Origin of the sequence: Achromobacter deleyi (genome assembly GCF_016127315.1) — a bacterium.
GTDB classification, from domain to species: Bacteria; Pseudomonadota; Gammaproteobacteria; order Burkholderiales; family Burkholderiaceae_B; genus Achromobacter; species Achromobacter insuavis_A.
Genome location: NZ_CP065997.1, coordinates 1540250 through 1557065, shown reverse-complemented (window position 1 = coordinate 1557065; position 16816 = coordinate 1540250). Strand labels below are relative to the sequence as shown.

At 69.0% G+C, this 16816-nt stretch carries 12 protein-coding genes; 3 read left to right on the top strand and 9 right to left on the bottom strand.

Going from position 1 to position 16816, the window contains the following annotated elements; genetic code table 11:
- Positions 1 to 47: 47 nt before the first annotated feature.
- From I6I07_RS06965 to I6I07_RS06945, 5 genes are all read right to left on the bottom strand, one after another.
- On the bottom strand, positions 48 to 830 hold the full coding sequence (locus I6I07_RS06965; RefSeq protein ID WP_198486117.1) for an SDR family oxidoreductase: 783 nt from the start codon (positions 828 to 830) through the stop codon (positions 48 to 50).
- 14 nt (positions 831 to 844) lie between these two features.
- Positions 845 to 1699 carry an ABC transporter permease gene (locus tag I6I07_RS06960; protein WP_006392195.1) on the bottom strand — a complete coding sequence of 285 codons (855 nt, stop codon included), beginning with the start codon at positions 1697 to 1699 and terminating at the stop codon, positions 845 to 847.
- 7 nt (positions 1700 to 1706) lie between these two features.
- Entirely contained in the window at positions 1707 to 2477 is a 771-nt protein-coding gene (locus I6I07_RS06955; RefSeq protein WP_006392196.1) for an ABC transporter ATP-binding protein, read from the bottom strand.
- Entirely contained in the window at positions 2477 to 3535 is a 1059-nt protein-coding gene (locus I6I07_RS06950) for an ABC transporter substrate-binding protein (protein ID WP_198486116.1), read from the bottom strand. The genes I6I07_RS06955 and I6I07_RS06950 overlap by 1 nt, the downstream gene beginning before the upstream one ends.
- Positions 3536 to 3670: 135 nt before the next feature.
- Positions 3671 to 6307 carry a DNA topoisomerase III gene (locus I6I07_RS06945; protein ID WP_198486115.1) on the bottom strand — a complete coding sequence of 879 codons (2637 nt, stop codon included), beginning with the start codon at positions 6305 to 6307 and terminating at the stop codon, positions 3671 to 3673.
- Between the two features lie 62 nt (positions 6308 to 6369).
- Between I6I07_RS06945 and I6I07_RS06940 the strand changes: the two genes are divergently transcribed.
- On the top strand, positions 6370 to 9024 hold the full coding sequence (locus I6I07_RS06940) for a GDYXXLXY domain-containing protein (protein WP_198486114.1): 2655 nt from the start codon (positions 6370 to 6372) through the stop codon (positions 9022 to 9024).
- A gap of 133 nt (positions 9025 to 9157) precedes the next feature.
- Here I6I07_RS06940 and gluQRS read toward each other — a convergent pair whose 3' ends face one another.
- The 4 genes from gluQRS to I6I07_RS06920 form a co-directional block, all read right to left on the bottom strand.
- The gene (gene gluQRS / locus I6I07_RS06935; RefSeq protein ID WP_198486113.1) at positions 9158 to 10039 is read right to left on the bottom strand and encodes a tRNA glutamyl-Q(34) synthetase GluQRS; all 882 of its coding nucleotides are present in this window, start codon (positions 10037 to 10039) and stop codon (positions 9158 to 9160) included.
- Positions 10040 to 10155: 116 nt separating this feature from the next.
- Complete coding sequence (locus tag I6I07_RS06930) at positions 10156 to 10614, bottom strand: DUF494 family protein (protein WP_006392201.1); 459 nt, start codon at positions 10612 to 10614, stop codon at positions 10156 to 10158.
- 239 nt (positions 10615 to 10853) lie between these two features.
- Positions 10854 to 12878, bottom strand: a complete 2025-nt coding sequence (locus I6I07_RS06925; RefSeq protein WP_198486112.1) for a TRAP transporter permease — start codon at positions 12876 to 12878, stop codon at positions 10854 to 10856.
- A 133-nt stretch (positions 12879 to 13011) separates the two neighbouring features.
- Positions 13012 to 13971 carry a TAXI family TRAP transporter solute-binding subunit gene (locus I6I07_RS06920; protein ID WP_054489426.1) on the bottom strand — a complete coding sequence of 320 codons (960 nt, stop codon included), beginning with the start codon at positions 13969 to 13971 and terminating at the stop codon, positions 13012 to 13014.
- 228 nt (positions 13972 to 14199) lie between these two features.
- Here I6I07_RS06920 and I6I07_RS06915 point away from each other — a divergent pair, with 228 nt between their 5' ends.
- Both I6I07_RS06915 and I6I07_RS06910 read left to right on the top strand, forming a co-directional pair.
- Positions 14200 to 15339: a DSD1 family PLP-dependent enzyme gene (locus tag I6I07_RS06915; protein WP_198486111.1), complete on the top strand. Its 1140-nt coding sequence runs from the start codon at positions 14200 to 14202 to the stop codon at positions 15337 to 15339.
- Positions 15339 to 16730: a DUF6630 family protein gene (locus I6I07_RS06910; protein WP_198486110.1), complete on the top strand. Its 1392-nt coding sequence runs from the start codon at positions 15339 to 15341 to the stop codon at positions 16728 to 16730. The genes I6I07_RS06915 and I6I07_RS06910 overlap by 1 nt, the downstream gene beginning before the upstream one ends.
- Positions 16731 to 16816 lie beyond the last annotated feature (86 nt).

Below are 16816 nucleotides of genomic sequence, written 5' to 3'. Positions count from 1 at the left end.
ATGATGAAGGGGCCCTTTGCGGGCCCCTTCGCTTTTGCCGCGCGCCGTCAGAACTGGATCGACAGGCCGCCGTCCACCACCAGCACGTGCCCGTTCACGTACGACGCCGCCTTGGACGCCAGGAACACCGCCGCGCCGGCGATCTCCTCGGGCTCGCCCCAGCGTCCGGTCGGGTTGCGCGCCGCGATGCGCGGGCCGAAGGCCGGGTCGGCCACCATCTCGGCATTGGTCTCGGTGGCGAATGTGCCCGGCGCGATCGCGTTGCTGGTGATGCCGCGTCCGCCGAATTCCGCCGCCAGCGCCCGCACCATGCCGGTCAGGCCCTGCTTGGCGGCCGGATAGACCGCGTCGCCGGCGCGCGCCAGTTCCCCCACCACCGAGGTGATGGCGATCAGCCGGCCGCCGCCCTGGCGCACCATGCGCTCGGTGGCGTGCTTGGCCAGCAGGATGCCGGCCACCATGTCGGTGTCGATCAGCTCGCGGATCTCGGCGGCGCTGGTGTCGGCCAGCGTCTTGCGGTTGCGGGCGCCGACGTTGTTCACCAGGATGTCCAGGCGGCCGTGCTCGGCGTCGATGCGCGCGAACGCCCGCGCCATGCCGGCATCGTCGCTGACGTCGAAGGCCAGCGCGTGCGCGTCCAGGCCGTCGGCGCGCAGCGCGGCGGCGCTGTTTTCCGTGGCCTGCTCGTTGCGGCCGTTGATCAGCACGCGCGCGCCGCTGCCGGCCAGCGCGCGGGCGATACAGAAGCCCAGCCCGCGGGCCGAGCCGGTCACCAGCGCGACCTGGCCGCTCAGGTCGAAGTTGCGCAGGTAGGGCAAGGAAGTGGTCATGGTTGCGGTCCGGTTCATTCGCGGAATTCGGGCGCCCAGTGCAGCAGCCGCCGTTCCAGCCAGGTGACGCAGTACACCAAGGCGATGCCGACGATGGACAGCAGCGTGACCGCGGCGAACATGTCGGTGGCGTTCAGTGTCGCCAGCGCGGTGATCATCAGGTAGCCCATGCCGGTGGTGGAGCCGACGAACTCGGCCAGCACCACGCCGATCAGCGCGAAGCTGATGGCGTTGGGCAGCGCGGCGAAGGTCCAGGCGGCCGCGGTCGGGATGCGCACGCGCCACAGGATCTGGCGCGGCGACCCGCCCAGCGTGCGGCAGAAGTCCACCAGCTCGCGCTCGACGCTGCGCCCGCCCTTGTAGGTGTTGAAGAACACCAGGAAGAACACCACGAACCACGAGGTCACCACCTTGGACGCCAGCCCCAGGCCGAAGAACATGGTGATGAGCGGCACGAAGGCGATGCGCGGCATCGAGTTGAAGGCCACGATGAACGGGTTGAACACATCCGCCAGGAAGCGGCTGCGGCTGAGCGTCATGCCGACGATGAAGCCGCTGCCCACGCCCACCAGCAGCCCGACCAGCGTCGCCTGCAGCGTCAGCCACAGGTGCGGCCAGACCGAGCGCGGCCCGGGCTGCAGCCATTCCCACAGCCGCACCGCCACGCGCGACGGCTGGCTGATGAAGAACGGATCGAACAGCGTGTTCTGGGTGAACCAGGGAATGCGCGTCAGCGTTTCCCAGGAGCCAAGGATGATGGCCAGGATCAGCACCTGCCACAACGTGATGCGCACGCGCCGCAAGGTGCTGGCGCGGCGGTCCAGCCGCAGCTGGTCCTGCAGGGTATCGGTGAATTCGGGAGCGGTCATGGCGGAATCAGGCGGCGGCGCGGAACTGCTGGCCCAGCACGCTCCAGAGGCTTTGCACGTGGGTGACGAACTGCGGCGTCTCGCGCAGGGTGAAGACGTCGCGCGGATGCGGGATGGCGATGCGCTCGTCCAGCAGCACGCGGCTGGGCGGCCCGGACAGCACCACCACGCGGTCGGACAGCAGGATCGCCTCGTCCAGGTCGTGCGTGACCAGCACCACGGTCTGGCCCAGCTTGCGCCAGATCTCCATCAGCTCGCGGTGCAGGTGGGTCTTGGTGTGCGTGTCCAGCGCCCCGAACGGCTCGTCCAGCAGCAGGATGCGCGGCTCCACCGCCAGGCTCATCAGCAGCGCCACGCGCCGCCGCATGCCGCCCGACAGCTGGTGCGGAAAGGCGTCGGCGAACGCCGTCAGGTGGCCCAGCTCCAGCAGCTCGGCCACGCGGCTGGCGATGCGCGCGGCCGGCACGCCCTGGAACTTCAGGCCCAGCGCCACGTTCTTCTTCACGCTGAACCAGGGCAGCAGCGTGTCCTTCTGGAAGATGTAGCCCAGCGCCGGCGGCACCTGGCCGTCGACCACCCGGCCGTCGACCCGGATCTGGCCGGTGGTGGGCGGCAGGAAGCCGGCGATCATGTTCAGCAGCGTGCTCTTGCCGCAGCCCGAGGGGCCGACGATCGACACGAACTCGCCCGCCGCGATCTCCAGGTTGACCTCGCCCACCGCGTGGGTGGTGCCCTGGCGGGTCTGGTAGGCCTTGCCCACCCGGTCCAGCGTGATCATCAGAGCCCCCGGGCGCGGCGCACGAAGCTCATGTCGACGCACTTGGCGTACGGCACGGTCTTGATCTCGTCGTTCGAGAACTGGCGGCCGTCGCCCATGATCGCGGTCATGCGGTCATAGGCGTCCTGGGAAATCAGGTTGTCCTTCAGGAACACGGTTTCCTTGTACACGCCCAGCGTCTTCTCGATGGCGGCGCGCGGGAAGGCGTTCAGATAGTCGTCGTAGATCACGTCGGCGATCTCGGCGGCGCTGTGGGCCGTGATGAAGTCCTGCGCCTTCACCAGGCCGGTGACGAAGGCCTGCACGGTCTCGGGCCGCTTCTGGATGGTGTCCTGCAGCGTCAGCGCGGCGATGCCCGGCACGTCGCCGCCCATGAATTCATTCCACGAGGCCTCGGTGGTGGCGTCGAAGATCGGCACGCCCCAGCCTTCCTGCCTGGCCTGCTCCATCATCGACATGGTGGCCATGCTGGCGGCCACCGAGCCGGTCTTGAGCGCGCCCAGCATGGTGGCCAGGTCGCCCAGGGGGCGGATGTCGACCTTGTCGGCCACACCGGCCTTCTGCATCAGGTACAGCGCCATCAGCCAGGTGCTGGACTGCGGCTGGGTGGCACCCACGCGCTTGCCGGCCAGGTCTTTCAACGACTTGATCTTGCCGCTCTCGAAGTCCTCGCGGCGCACGATGACGTTGGCGTAGGTCAGCTTGCGGTCGAAGCCGAACACCAGCGTGGCCGGCTTGCCGGCCAGCGTCAGGGCCGGCGCGGCGGTGGCCGCGGTGGCGCCGAACGCGATCTGGCCGGCCGCCAGCAGCTGGTTGGTGCGCGGGCCGCTCTGCGAGTTCAGGTACTCGACCTCCAGGCCGCCTTCGCCGAAATAGCCCTTCTTGAGCGCTACGTAGCCGGCCGCGAAGAACGGGTCGATGCTGCCCTGGCCGTAGACCACGCGGCCCGCCTTGGGCTGGGCAAAGGCCACGCGACCGCCGATCAAGGTGACGCCGGCCAGCGCCCCGGTGGCGGCCAGCACGCGGCGACGGGTGGTGAAGTGGGGGCTCATGCTCATGTCTTCCTCGGTCCTGATCGGGTGGTGGTTGTTTTGGCGTCAACAATACCGCAGCGGCGCTTGCCGTCCAACAATGGAAAACGCCCGGTTGCCCGGGCGTTCTCGTCGTGCCACGCAAGTGTAGACCGTCGCGGTTTATGCGGCGGTCTTCTTGGGCGCGGCCTTCTTCACGGCTTTCTTGGCGGCGGTCTTGGTCGCCGTCTTGGTGGCCGTTTTCGTTGCGGTCTTCTTCACCGCGGCCTTCTTGGCCGGTGCCTTCTTCGCCGCCGTCTTGGTGGCGGTGGCGGTCTTGGCCGGCGCGCGGCCGCGGCCGGGCTTCTCCGGACGCGGTTCGAACTCGAAGCCGATCTTGCCGTCGGGCTGGCGCACCAGGAAGGCCTTGAACTTGCGGTTGGTGCGGCTGGACACGAAGCCGTCGAGCAGGTCGGTGCGGCCGTCGGTCAGCAGCTTTTCCATCTGCTCGCGCGAGATTTCCTGCTGCAGGATGACCTTGCCCGACCGGAAGTCGCAACTCTTTTCAGGGCCGACCGACTTCTCGCAGACGTAGCTCATGCCGTGCTCGAACACGCGCGACTGGCACTTGGGGCAACTGCCCACCGGCGTGTGGCCGGAGAAATCGACCGCCTCGCTGTCGTCCTCGTCGTTCTGGCCGAAGTCGAACTCCAGCTTGTACTCGTCGCTGATGCGCAGGATGGCGGCGAACGGCCGGCCCATCTTGCTGATGAAGCCCTGCAGCGGACCGATCTCGCGCTTGGCCAGCAGTTCCTCGACTTCCGGCAGCTCGAAGGTGCGGCCGCCCGGGTGCTTGCCGATCGAGAAATCGCAGTTGGTGCAGGCGAAACGACGGTAGTTTTCCTTGACCACCCCGCCGCACTTGGGGCACGGCGTCTGCAGCGTGGCGTAGTCGCCGGGCACCGTGTCGCGCTCGTATTCCTTGGCGCGCTTGACGATGACCTGCGTCATCTGGGCGATCTCGCGCATGAAGGCCTGGCGGTCCAGCGCGCCCTGCTCGATCTGCTTGAGCTTGTGTTCCCATTCGCCGGTCAGCTCGGGCGAGGTCAGTTCCGACACGTCCAGGCCCGACAGCAGCGTCATCAGCTGGCGCGCCTTGGCGGTGGGCACCAGGTCGCGGCCTTCGCGGCGCAGGTAGACCTCGTTGAGCAGGCCTTCGATGATGGCCGCGCGGGTGGCCGGCGTGCCCAGGCCGCGCTCGGACATGGCCTCGCGCAGTTCCTCGTCGTCCACCAGCTTGCCGGCGCCTTCCATGGCCGACAGCAGCGTGCCTTCGTTGAAGCGCGCCGGCGGCTTGGTGGCCAGGCCCACGGCTTCGACTTCCTCGGTGCGCACGGTTTCACCATCGGCCACCGGCACCAGGTTGGCGTCCTCGCCCTGGGCTTCCTTGCCGTACACGGCCAGCCAGCCCGGGTTGACCAGCACCTTGCCGTCGGTGCGGAAGCGATGCCCCTGCACTTCGGTCATGCGGGTGGTGACGCGGTATTCGGCGGCCGGGAAGAACACGGCCAGGAAGCGCTTGAGCACCAGGTCGTAGAGCTTGGCCTCGGCCTCGCTCAGGTCGTGCGGGATCTGCAGCGTCGGGATGATGGCAAAGTGATCCGACACCTTCTTGTTGTCGAAAATGCGGCGGTTCGGCTTGACCCAGTGCTGGCTGGTCACGGTTTCGGCATGGCGCGACAGGCCGCCGACGGCGTTCGAACCGCCCTTGGCCAGCGCGCGCATGGTTTCCTGCACCGTGGCGATGTAGTCCTCGGGCAGGTAGCGCGAATCGGTACGCGGGTAGGTCAGCGCCTTGTGGCGTTCGTACAGGGTCTGGGCCAGCGCCAGGGTGGTCTTGGCCGAGAAGCCGAAGCGGCCGTTGGCCTCGCGCTGCAGCGAGGTCAGGTCGTACAGGGCCGGCGACATCTGGGTCGACGGCTTGGATTCCTCGGTCACGCTGCCCGGCTGGGCGCGGCAGGCGGCCACCACGCTCTGGGCGGCGGCCTGCGACCACAGGCGCGACTCGCGCTTCTCGGGGTCGCGCTCGTCCTTCTTGAAGTCCGGGTCGATCCAGCGGCCTTCGTACAGGCCGGCCGCGGCCACGAAGGTGGCGCGCACTTCCCAGTAATCGCGCGAGACGAAGCGGCGGATGCGCTCTTCGCGCTCGGCCACGATCGCCAGCGTGGGGGTCTGCACCCGGCCCACCGGCGTCTTGAAGAAGCCGCCGTCCTTGCTGTTGAAGGCGGTCATGGCGCGCGTGCCGTTGATGCCCACCAGCCAGTCGGCCTCGGCGCGCGAGCGGGCGGCGGCTTCCAGCGGCTTGAGCTGGACGTCGTCACGCAGGTTGGCGAAGGCCTCGCGGATGGCGGCCTGCGTCATGGATTGCAGCCACAGGCGCTGGATCGGCTTCTTCACCCCGGCGTACTGGATGATGTAGCGGAAGATCAGTTCGCCCTCGCGCCCAGCGTCACAGGCGTTGATGATGGCATCGACGTCCTTGCGCTTGGCCAGGCGCACCAGCAGCTTGAGGCGCTCGGCCGATTTCTTGTCGGTCGGGCCCAGTTCGAATTCAGGCGGAATTACGGGCAGGTGCGTGAAGCTCCACTTTCCCTTGACCGGATCGTTGGGCGCGACCAAGCTCAGCAAATGGCCAATGCTGGACGCCAGTACGTAACGTTCGCTTTCAAAATAGTCGCCCTCGCGCGCGAAGCCTCCCAAGGCGCGTGATATATCAAGGGCCACCGAGGGCTTCTCGGCAATAATCAGCGTTTTATTCATGTGTATCCAGTGGCGGCAGACCCGCCTTAGTAGCGCGGATAATAAGATCGGAGATTCGCGAGATGCAAGTCGGCACTGAAAGGCAAGTGGGATCCGAACTGCACGCATGGCGCCAATTCCTGGCCCGCAGCACCCTTTGGCTAGGGGTTTTGCTGCTCGGCAGCGCCGCCATCTGCTGGGTCGCGGCGAACTGGCAGGACATGACCAAGATCCAGCGTTTCGCCGGCACGCAGGGCCTCCTGGCCCTCAGCGCGCTGGCGGCGGCGTGGGCCGGATTGCGCCTGCGCGCCACTCCAGGAGTGCGCCGCAGCATCCCGGGCGCCCTGCTGGCCCTGGCCGGCATCCTGCTCGGTGCCTTGCTCGCGTTATTAGGCCAAACTTACCAGACTGGCGCCGATACCTGGGAATTGTTCGCCTGGTGGGCGGTCCTGCTGCTGCCCTGGGCGCTGGTGGCGTCCAGCCAGGCGGTCTGGCTGCTGTGGGTGCTGGTCAGCAACGTCGCCCTGGCGCTGTGGCTGGGTGAACGGGCCTTCAACTGGTGGCTGCTGCTGGGCGGCCCGCAGGTCGCCAGCCTGATCGTGGCCGCCTGGAACCTGATCCTGCTGCTGGGCTGGGAACTGGCGGCGCGCCGCTGGCGCGCCAGCACCTTGGTCGGACCGCGGGTCCTGGCGGCGCTGGTGATCAGCCCGCTGGTGACGGGGCTGGTTTTCGGCCCGATGGTGACGGTGCTGGTGATCGGCGACGCCATGTCGCGCGGCCTGGTTTCCGTCAATAGCCTGGCCTGGATCGCGGTGACGCTGGGCCTGGGCTTCTATTACCAGCGCGGCCGCCGCGACCTGGTCATCCTGGCCATGCTGGTGGCCGGCGTCATCTGCGTGTCGCTGCGCATCGTCGGCGAATGGCTGCTGCGGCTGGAGCCCGGCGTCTGGGCGGCCCTGCCGCTGGCGGCGCTGCTGATGGCCGAAGGCGTGTGGGCCGCGCGCTGGCTACGTGGCCTGGCCCAGCCGGCGCGGGTCGTTGCCGCGCCCGCCGATGCCGAGCCGGCCGCCGCCTCGGCCGGCAACGCGGTCGACCCGGCCGAGGCGGGCGAACCCGTGGCCCAGGTCGCGCCGCCCGCCGTGCCGCACACCGAGCCGCCCTGGTACGTGCAATGCATCCTGGGCTTGAGCGCCTGGCTGGCGACCCTGTTGCTGCTGGCGTTCGTGGCCTTCTCCGGCATCGTCAATTCCGAGGAAGGCGCGCTGGTGGCCGGCCTGGTACTGTGCGCCGCCGGCGTGGCGGTGCTGCGCAGCGACGCCGGCCCGTTCTGGCGCCAGTGCGGCACGGCCATGGCCTTTGCCGGCCAGATCCTCATCATCTACGGCATGTCCAGCTCGACCTCGTTCGCCAGCGCCTGCCTGTTCGTGCTGCTGATGGCCACGGCGGTGTACGTGCTGGGGCCGGACGTGATCCTGCGCTTCCTGAGCGGCGGCCTGATCGCCATGGCTGGCGCCGGCCTGATCTGGCGCGTCCTGGCGCCCGAGCTGCTGCGCGACGATCTGCTGGACGCCCTGCTGGACTTCGACATGGCCCGCGCCGCCTTTGTCTGGCTGCCGATCGCGGTGACCGGCGCATGGGCCACGGCGGTGATCCTGACCCTGGCGCACCGGCTGGGCGGCCGGCGCGGCCATGCGCTGCAACCGCTGGCCTGGGCCTTCCTGCTGTCGGTGCAGGGCATGGTGTGGCTGGCCAGCGGCCTGTCGGTGCTGCAATTGCCGGCCATGTGGCAACTGCACGCGCAGACCGCCGTGCTGGTATGCGCGGGCGCGCTGCTGCCAGCGGCGGCGGCGATGGCGGTGCTGTGGCCGCGCCGCCATGTGCTGACGGGCGGTGTCACCTGGGGCGTGCCCATCGCCCTGCTGCTGCTCGCGCTGTTCTGGCTGCCCAGCCCCGGCGTGGGTTTCGCGCTGGCCTGGCTGCTGCTGGGCTTCGGCCTGAACCAGTTGGGCGTGACGCTGTTCGGCGTGCTGAGCCTGCTGGCCTATCTGGGTGTCTATTACTACCAACTCGACGTGCCGCTGCTGCAGAAGGCGCTGTGGCTGGGGGGCGCGGCGGTGCTGCTGTTCGTGCTGCGGGTGCTGGTGTGGCTGGTGCCGCGCTTGATGCGCACCCAGGACCCGTCGCGCCGCGCGCCGCTGCCGCCGGTCTCGCCGGCCCTGCGCTGGCGCACCCTGGCGATCCTGGGCGGCCTGGCGCTGGTGCTGGTGGTGGCCAATGGCGGCATCTGGCAGCGCGAAAAGCTGCTGGCCAGCGGCAAGCCGGTGATTCTGGAACTGGCGCCGGTCGACCCGCGTTCCCTGATGCAGGGAGACTACATGGCGCTCAACTTCGCCGCCGGGCGCGAGGTCACGCGGCTGCGGCTGGGCGGCGAGCGCCCGGACACGGAGGATTCCGTCATGGGCGAAGCGTCCGATGGCTACGTGATGCTGACGGTCGATTCGCGCGGCGTGTACCAGCCCGTGCGCATCCAGACCGACGCCACGCCGCATGCTGACAACGAAGTGCCGCTGCGCTACCGGGTGCGCGACAACCAGGTGCGCATTGTCACCAACGCCTATTTCTTCCCCCAGGGCCAGGCCAAGCGCTATGAAGTCGCCAAGTTCGGTGAACTGCGCGTGGCCGAGAACGGCGAGGCCCTGTTGGTGCGCATGCTGGGCGAGGATCTGCAGCCTTTGTAGGGATCGCAGGTCGGCGGCACCCCACCCGGCATGATGTTGCCTGGTGGCCGTGGGCCATGCGTCGGAACGGGCGCCTCGGCACGAGCGATTGCACCGCCCGTGACGGCCGCCGGTCCCTGCCGGTCTTGCCGGCTCAGGGCAGCGGAAAGCGCGCCGCCCAGCGCGCCGTCGCCTCGCGCAGGAACGCGCCGGTGTCGGCGGCGGGCAGCGCCGCGAAACCCAGGGCGCGCCAGGCGCCCTGTAGCGACGCCAGGGGCGCATTCGTGTCGAGGGCGGGGGCGCTGTTCTGCTTGGACAGTTTCAGGCCGCTGGCGGGGTCCAGGATCAGCGGCACGTGCATGTAGCGCACCGGCGGCAGGTCCAGCAGCCGGCCCAGCACGCGCTGGCGCGCGGTCGAACTGAGCAGGTCGGCGCCGCGCACCACGTCGGTGACGCCCTGCGCGCCGTCGTCCACCACCACCGCCAGTTGATAGGCCCACAGGCCGTCCGCGCGCTTGACGGCGATGTCTCCCACCGCCTGCGCCACGTCCTGCTCCTGCGGTCCGAGCCAGCGGTCGTCGAAGCGCTCCAGGCCGGCCGGCATGACGACGCGCCAGGCGCGCGCCTCGCGGCCGGGCGGCAGGCCGTGGCGGCAGGTGCCGGGATAGGGGCGCTCGCCGTCCGCGCCGGGCGCGCTCTGGCCGCGCAGCGCGGAGTCGGCGATCTCGCGGCGGGTGCAGCCGCAGCCGTAGACCAGCCCGCGCGCGGCCAGCGCGTCGAACGCCGCCCGGTAGGCGTCGCCGCGCCGCGATTGCCACATGACGTCGCCGTCCCAATGCAGCCCCAGGGCCTCGAGTTGGCCCATGATGTGTTCGGCCGCGCCGGGCACGGTGCGCGGCGTGTCCACGTCCTCGATGCGCAGCAGCCAGCGGCCGTCGTTGGCGCGCGCGTCCAGCCAGCTGGCCAGCGCGGCCACGAGCGAACCCGCGTGCAACGGGCCGCTGGGGCTGGGGGCGAAGCGGCCGGTGTAGGTCACGGGAGGGCGCGGCAAAACGGGAGGCGTGGCGAAACTACGGGGTTACGGCGAAGCGGCGCCGCGCGCTCGATGCGCGCGGGTCGCGGGGAAACGGACGTCGGCCGGAGCCGGCGCCGTCAGTGCAGCAAGCGCACGCCGTCTTCGTCGAGCAGCTCTTCCAGGACCAGGTTGTCGATCTCGGCTTCCTGGCTCCAGAGAACCATGAGGGCGATGATCTTGATCTTGGAGAGCGGCACGGGCGATTCCGGCGAAGCCAGGCCCCGGTCGATGACGATCTCGCGCAAGGGCGCGGGCAGCACGCCGGCCGATTCCAGGAAGGCGATGAAGCCGATGGATTCGGAACCCAGTTGCTGGTATTCGTTATCGGTGTAGATCCGGGTGCCGCTGGTGGGCGCCTGGGCCAGGTCGACACAGCGCTCGGTGGTTTCGGCCAGCCCGTAGAGCCAGCCTAACGCATCGTCGATGTCTTCGTGCTCGAACCCGGCGGCGGCCAGCCGTTTCGCCAGGACATCGGCGGCAGGACAGGCTTGCGGCGTGTAGTAATTCTCGTACAGATAAACCAGGATATCGAACATATGGCGCAGTCTTGAGCCTGTTTGCACAGTCGGCCCGCATATCGGCAGACCAGCAAACATGAATTTTACTTTACGCTGATTTATTTGCCCGGGCAACCGCCGACAAGGGGGAGCGTGGCAGGGCGTCGTGGCCTCGCGACAGTCACGAAAACCGCGCGCAATGCCTGACAGAATAAGGGGTTGCGCGATTTCCGAGGGGCGGGCCGTTACGGTCCGCCCCTCTTTAATACCCCTACGGTTCAGGCGGTTTTCGGCGCCGATTCCAGCTTGAGCTGCGCGACCTGGCGCATGAACACCGGGATGCAGATGGCCAGCCCGACCAGCCCGCTGGCCAGGCCCGGGATGATGGTCAGCAGCGCGCCCACCGTGCACAGCCAGCGTTCCCAGCTTTTCATCCCCACCAGCATGTAGCGCGAGAACGCCGCCGACAGCAGCACCAGCCCCACCATGCAGCCGAACAGGGTCACGAAGAAGTCGTACCAGGTGAAGCCCTGCACCGAGATCAGCAGCGACGGCGAGAACACGAACACGAACGGCACGATCAGCTTGGTGATGCCCAGCCGGAACGCGGTGTTGCCGGTCTTGAACGGATCGCTGCCCGCCATGCCCGCCGCCGCGTAGGCCGCCAGCGCCACCGGCGGCGTGATGTCGGCCAGGATGCCGAAATAGAACACGAAGAAGTGCGCCGCGATCGGCTGCACCCCCAGCTGCACCAGCGTCGGCGCGGCCACCGCCACCATGATCAGGTAGTTGGCGGTGGTCGGCACGCCGCAGCCCATCAGGATGCACACCACGCCCGTCATGATGAGCGCGGCGATCAGCGTCAGCGACTGCATGTTGGCGAGGCTGTCCGGCAGCACCATCGCCGCGCCGCTGGCCAGCACCTGCGAGGCCGCGATCACGATGTACGAGATCTTGAAGCCCACGCCCGTCAGCGTCACCACGCCGATCACGATGCCCACCGTGCCGGCCGCCGCGCCCACCGCCAGCGCGTACTTGGCGCCGGTCTCGAAGGCCTCGTACAGATCGCGCCAGCGCAGCCGCTGGAACGGATTGAGCAGGCCGACGATGATGCAGCCGGTGATGCCGGCGAACGCCGCCAGGTATGGGGTGCGGCCGCTGGCCAGCACGCCGATCAGCAGGAACAGCGGGATCAGCGTCGGCCAGCGCATCTTGAACGACTGCTTCAGCTTCGGCATCTCGGCCTCGGTCAGCCCGCGCAGGCCCTCGCGCTTGGCCTCGAAGTGCACCTGCATGAACATGCCGAAGAAATACAGGAAGGCCGGGAAGATGCCGGCGATCGCGATCTGCTGGTACGGAATGCCCAGGAATTCGATCATCAGGAACGCCGCCGCGCCCATGATCGGCGGCGTGATCTGGCCGCCGGTGCTGCTGGCCGCCTCCACCCCCGCCGCGAAATGGCGCGGATAGCCGATGCGGATCATCGCCGGAATGGTCAGCGAGCCGACCGTGACGGCGTTGGCCACCGACGACCCCGACAGCATGCCGAACATGGCCGAGCCGAACACCGACACCTTGGCCGGCCCGCCGGCGTAGCGCCCGGCGACCGTCGAGGCCACGTCCAGGAACAGCTGGCCCAGGCCGATGCGCGTGGCCAGCACGCCGAACAGCACGAAGTGGAACACGTAGGTCGCCACCACCCCCACCGCCACGCCGTAGACGCCCTGGCTGGTCAGGTACATGTGGTTGACGATCTGCGGCCAGGTGTTGCCCGCGTGCTTGAGCAGCCCGGGGAAATACGGCCCGAACATCGCATAGGCCATGAACACCAGCGCGATGATGGGCAGCGGCCAGCCCATGGCGCGGCGCGTCGCCTCCAGCAGCCCGATCAGCAGGATCGAGCCCATGAAGACATCCATCGGCATCGGATTGCCGACGCGGAACGCCAGGTCCTCGAAGATGTAGGGGATGTACAGCACCGACAGCGCCAGCGCGATGGCGATGATCCAGTCGTACAGCGGCACGCCGCCCGGCGCATACCAGGTGGATTTCGGCTCGCGCTGATAGTGCGACTTGGAAAAGCCGAACACCAGGAAGATCAGGCTCAGCACGAACGCCAGGTGCACGCCGCGATGCGTGGCCTCGCGCAACAGGCCGAAGCCGGCGGTGTAGTAGTGGAACAGCGACAGCGCGACGAGCAGGCCGGAGACGAGCCACGTGGCGGTCTTGTGCAGCGGGCGGAAGCGGATTTCGGAATCGTACTTTTCCGCCAGCTGCTGGGTCTTCTGGGGGTCAATTTCCATGGCCAGGAATCTCGGGAAGAACACGGCGGGCAGGGCCGGACGGCCCTGCCCCTGCCACGCGACGGCGCGCGCGGATGCGTGCGGACCGACGCCGGCGCGGCAGGCCGACGTCAGCGGGTCCGCGGCGGCGGGCCTACTTCAGCAGGCCGACTTCCTTGTAGAACTTCTCGGCGCCCGGATGGAACGGAATGCCCGCGCCCTTGACCGCGTTTTCCTTGGTGATGAGCTTGCCCTTGGCATGGCCCGCGTCCAGCGTCTTGCGGGTGGCGTCGCTGTACAGCGCCTTGGTCACCTCATACACCGTCTGCTCGGGGATCTTGGCGGATGTCACCATCTGCGCGTTGACCGAGATGGTCTTGACCTCGGGCAGGTTCTGGTAGGTGTTGGCGGCGATCACGTCGGGCGTGAAGAACTCCTGCTTGGCGCGCAGCGCGTCGATTTCCGGGCCGACCAGCGGCACCAGCTCGATATTGCCGGTGGAGGCCAGCTCGGCGATGGCGCCGGCGGGGGCGCCGCCGACGAAGAAGAACGCGTCCAGCCCGCCGTCCTTGAGCTTGTCGCCGGCCTGGTTGGGCTTGAGGTATTCGGCCTTGATGTCCTTGTCGGTCATGCCGTAGGCGCCCAGGATCAGGCGCACGTCGACCAGCGTGCCCGAGCCCGGCTCGTCCATCGACACGCGCTTGCCCTTCAGGTCGGCCACGCCCTTGATGCCGGCGCCCTTGCGCGTCACCAGGTGGATGCTTTCCGGATACAGCGTGGAAATCAGCCGCAGGTCCTGCGCCTTGGGCTTGCCTTCGAACGTGCCGGTGCCGCTGTAGGCCCAGAACGCCACGTCCGATTGCGTGAAACCGGCCTCGAACGAACCGCCCATGATGCCGTTGATGTTGGCGACCGAGCCATTGGACGCGACCGCGGTGGCGATCAGCTTGCCAGGCTGCGACACGGCGTTGCCGATGATGCCGCCGACGGGGTAGTAGGTGCCGGCGGTGCCGCCGGTGCCGATGCGGAAGAACTGCTGCGCCTGCGCCGTACCGGCCGCGGCCGCCAGGGACAACGCCATTGCCAGGGTGGTGATCCAGCTTCTCGTTTTCATGCGGGCTTCTCCAGGGAATAGATAAGGGGCATGCTTTGACGCTGCTGGGCCGTTTCGCGGCCTCGGCTCCCGCTCGGTATCGGATCGGCCCGTTGTGCGGGCGCATGGCGCGGGGCTTTATTTGTGGTGAAATTCTGGCATGGCCGCACCCCCGCGCCAATGCTTGCAGGGCTATGGTTTACCAGGGGGTCGCCGCTTTCCTCGCAGTGCAGACAACGGAGTCTCCAGATGTCCCAGGAAGTCATACGCGGCATTGCGCTGCCCCCGCCCGCGCAGGCCGGCGATCCCCTGGCCAGCGTCGACACGCCCAGCCTGGTGCTGGACCTGGCCGCGTTCGAGGCCAACCTGCGCACCATGCAGGCCTGGGCCGACCGCCACGAGGTCGCGCTGCGGCCCCACGCCAAGGCCCACAAATGTCCCGAGATCGCGCGCCGCCAGCTGGCGCTGGGCGCGCGCGGCATCTGTTGCCAGAAGGTCAGCGAGGCCGTGCCCTTCGTGGCCGCCGGCATCACCGACATCCACATCAGCAACGAAGTGGTCGGCCCGGCCAAGCTGCGCCTCTTGGGCCAGCTGGCGCGCGCCGCCAAGCTCAGCGTCTGCGTCGACAACGCCGCCAACCTGGCGCAGATCTCGCAGGCCATGGCCGCGGCTGGCGCCGAGATCGACGTGCTGGTCGAGGTGGACGTGGGCCAGGGCCGCTGCGGCGTGTCCGATGACGCCACCGTGCTGGCGCTGGCGCAGCAGGCGCGCGCCCTGCCCGGCGTGACCTTCGTCGGGCTGCAGGCGTACCACGGCTCGGTACAGCACTTCCGAACCCGCGAGGAACGCGCCGCCGTCTGCCGCCAGGCCGCGCGCATCGCCGCGTCCTACCAGCTGCTGCTGCGCGAAAGCGGCATCGCCTGCGACGTCATCACCGGCGGCGGCACCGGCAGCGTCGAATTCGACGCCGCCAGCGGCGTCTTCACCGAACTGCAGGCCGGCTCCTACGCCTTCATGGACGGCGACTACGGCGCCAACGAATGGGACGGCGCGCTGGCCTTCCAGAACAGCCTGTTCGTGCTGTCGACCGTGATGAGCACGCCGGCGCCGGACCGCGTCATCCTCGACGCCGGCCTGAAGTCCACCACCGCCGAATGCGGCCCGCCCGCGATCCACGGCGCGCAAGGCCTGCAATACGCCGCCATCAACGACGAACACGGCGTGGTGCGCGTGGCGGCCGGCGCGCAGGCGCCCGCGCTGGGCGACACGCTGCTGCTGGTGCCGTCGCACGTCGACCCCACCTTCAACCTGCACGACGGGCTGGTGGTGTATCGCGACGGCATCGTGCGGGACATCTGGGAAATCTCGGCGCGCGGGTTTTCACGCTGATGGCCGCCGCGCCGATCGCGATGGAGCCGTTGTCCTTCGATTGGAAAACGCCGCTGCCGGAGTTGCTGGACGCGTTGCGGCAGGCCCATGCGGCGCGCTACCCGGCGCTGGCCGCCGCGCGGCTCGATGCACTGCGCGCGGCGTTGCGTGATGACCGCGCCGACGACTTCCTGCCGCTGTTGGGCCAGGAACTGGAAGCGCTGGGGTTGGCGCTGATCGGGCAGGACGAAGACGACGATGGCATCCATCTGCTGATCGTGCCCCAGGCCGACGCCAGCGACACGCTCGCGCAGATCGCGGCTCATGGCCGACAGGGGACGCGGCATCGGCAGGACGGCGCCCCGCAAGGCGCCCCGGCGGCCTTGCCGCGTCCCGCTTCCGGCCCGCTGGCGCAGCCTGGCGATTATCTGGACATGGCGCAATGCTTGCCGCTGGCATCGGGCTGGGCTTGCGCGGCCAACCGCGACACGGCAATGCCGGAACTGGCGGACCTGCGCGGCTGGCCGGCCTTGCGCGAAGTCGCCGGCAAGTTCCAGCCGCATCGCGGCCTGCTGGCGTCGGCCGTCGCCGCGAACGGCGTCCACGCCTGGATCGAGCAAGGCCCAGACGGCATCGCCAGCACGCCGTATGCGCATCTGCTGCGCGCGTCCGGGGTCGAGGCCGCGCCGTCCAGTCGTCCCGGCCTGGCGCTACCGCCGCGCGCGGCGCAGGCGCAGCGCCGCACGCCCGAATTCAGCCTGGGGTTCGCGGGCGATGACCTGCTGCTGGTGGATCGCGGCATGGTCTTCGCGTACCGGGGCTTTGCCACGCGCGATGACCCAGCCATCATGGAACCGGTGTTGCTGCACACCGCGCCGCCGCAACGCCGTCCCGTCAGCGACCGCTCGGCGGTGATCCCGCTGCCCGACGGCCGCGCCTGCGTGCTGTGCCGTGGCCAGCTTCTGCTGTGGCGCGACGGCCAGTTGCATCCCCTGGCATTGCGCCATCCCGAGGCGACGTCGGGGGATGTCTCGCATCCCGTCGCCTGCGGCAACGGCGCCATTGCCTGGCTTGAAGACGATGCGCTTTGCCACGCGGACCTGGACGCGCTCGTCGTCAACCGCCATGAGCCCCAACAGATGCCCGCCGGCGGCATGACCCTGCAGTCCCTGCCGCGGGGCTGGCTGCTGCTGGGCCATTGGCATGCGCCCCATCGCAGCCTGGACCTGGGCCAGTTGTGGCATCCCGGTTCCGGTCAGGTCCTGCGCATCCGCCACGGCGCGCTCGATCTGGATAGCGGCATCCAGCGCGCCTTGATGTTGCCGGATGGCGACTTGGTGGTCGGCGGACAGCTGCGTCATGTACGCCTGGGTCGCTTCGACGCATTGTTGGGCCGACTGCCAGCCGCTTGACCATCGGTGGGCGGGCCATCGCCGCCGCCAGGCACTGCGCGCCCGCCTCAATGCCGTCGTGACGGCCAGCGGCCGCGACGATCCGG

What these genes read in the sequence shown, in the direction of transcription:
- I6I07_RS06950 (WP_198486116.1), bottom strand. Translation starts at nt 3,535, where the DNA reads ATGAGCATGAGCCCCCACTTCACCACCCGTCGCCGCGTGCTGGCCGCC.
- I6I07_RS06925 (WP_198486112.1), bottom strand. Translation starts at nt 12,878, where the DNA reads ATGGAAATTGACCCCCAGAAGACCCAGCAGCTGGCGGAAAAGTACGAT.
- I6I07_RS06910 (WP_198486110.1), top strand. Translation starts at nt 15,339, where the DNA reads ATGGCCGCCGCGCCGATCGCGATGGAGCCGTTGTCCTTCGATTGGAAA.
- I6I07_RS06960 (WP_006392195.1), bottom strand. Translation starts at nt 1,699, where the DNA reads ATGACCGCTCCCGAATTCACCGATACCCTGCAGGACCAGCTGCGGCTG.
- I6I07_RS06915 (WP_198486111.1), top strand. Translation starts at nt 14,200, where the DNA reads ATGTCCCAGGAAGTCATACGCGGCATTGCGCTGCCCCCGCCCGCGCAG.
- I6I07_RS06965 (WP_198486117.1), bottom strand. Translation starts at nt 830, where the DNA reads ATGACCACTTCCTTGCCCTACCTGCGCAACTTCGACCTGAGCGGCCAG.
- I6I07_RS06945 (WP_198486115.1), bottom strand. Translation starts at nt 6,307, where the DNA reads ATGAATAAAACGCTGATTATTGCCGAGAAGCCCTCGGTGGCCCTTGAT.
- I6I07_RS06930 (WP_006392201.1), bottom strand. Translation starts at nt 10,614, where the DNA reads ATGTTCGATATCCTGGTTTATCTGTACGAGAATTACTACACGCCGCAA.
- I6I07_RS06955 (WP_006392196.1), bottom strand. Translation starts at nt 2,477, where the DNA reads ATGATCACGCTGGACCGGGTGGGCAAGGCCTACCAGACCCGCCAGGGC.
- I6I07_RS06920 (WP_054489426.1), bottom strand. Translation starts at nt 13,971, where the DNA reads ATGAAAACGAGAAGCTGGATCACCACCCTGGCAATGGCGTTGTCCCTG.
- I6I07_RS06940 (WP_198486114.1), top strand. Translation starts at nt 6,370, where the DNA reads ATGCAAGTCGGCACTGAAAGGCAAGTGGGATCCGAACTGCACGCATGG.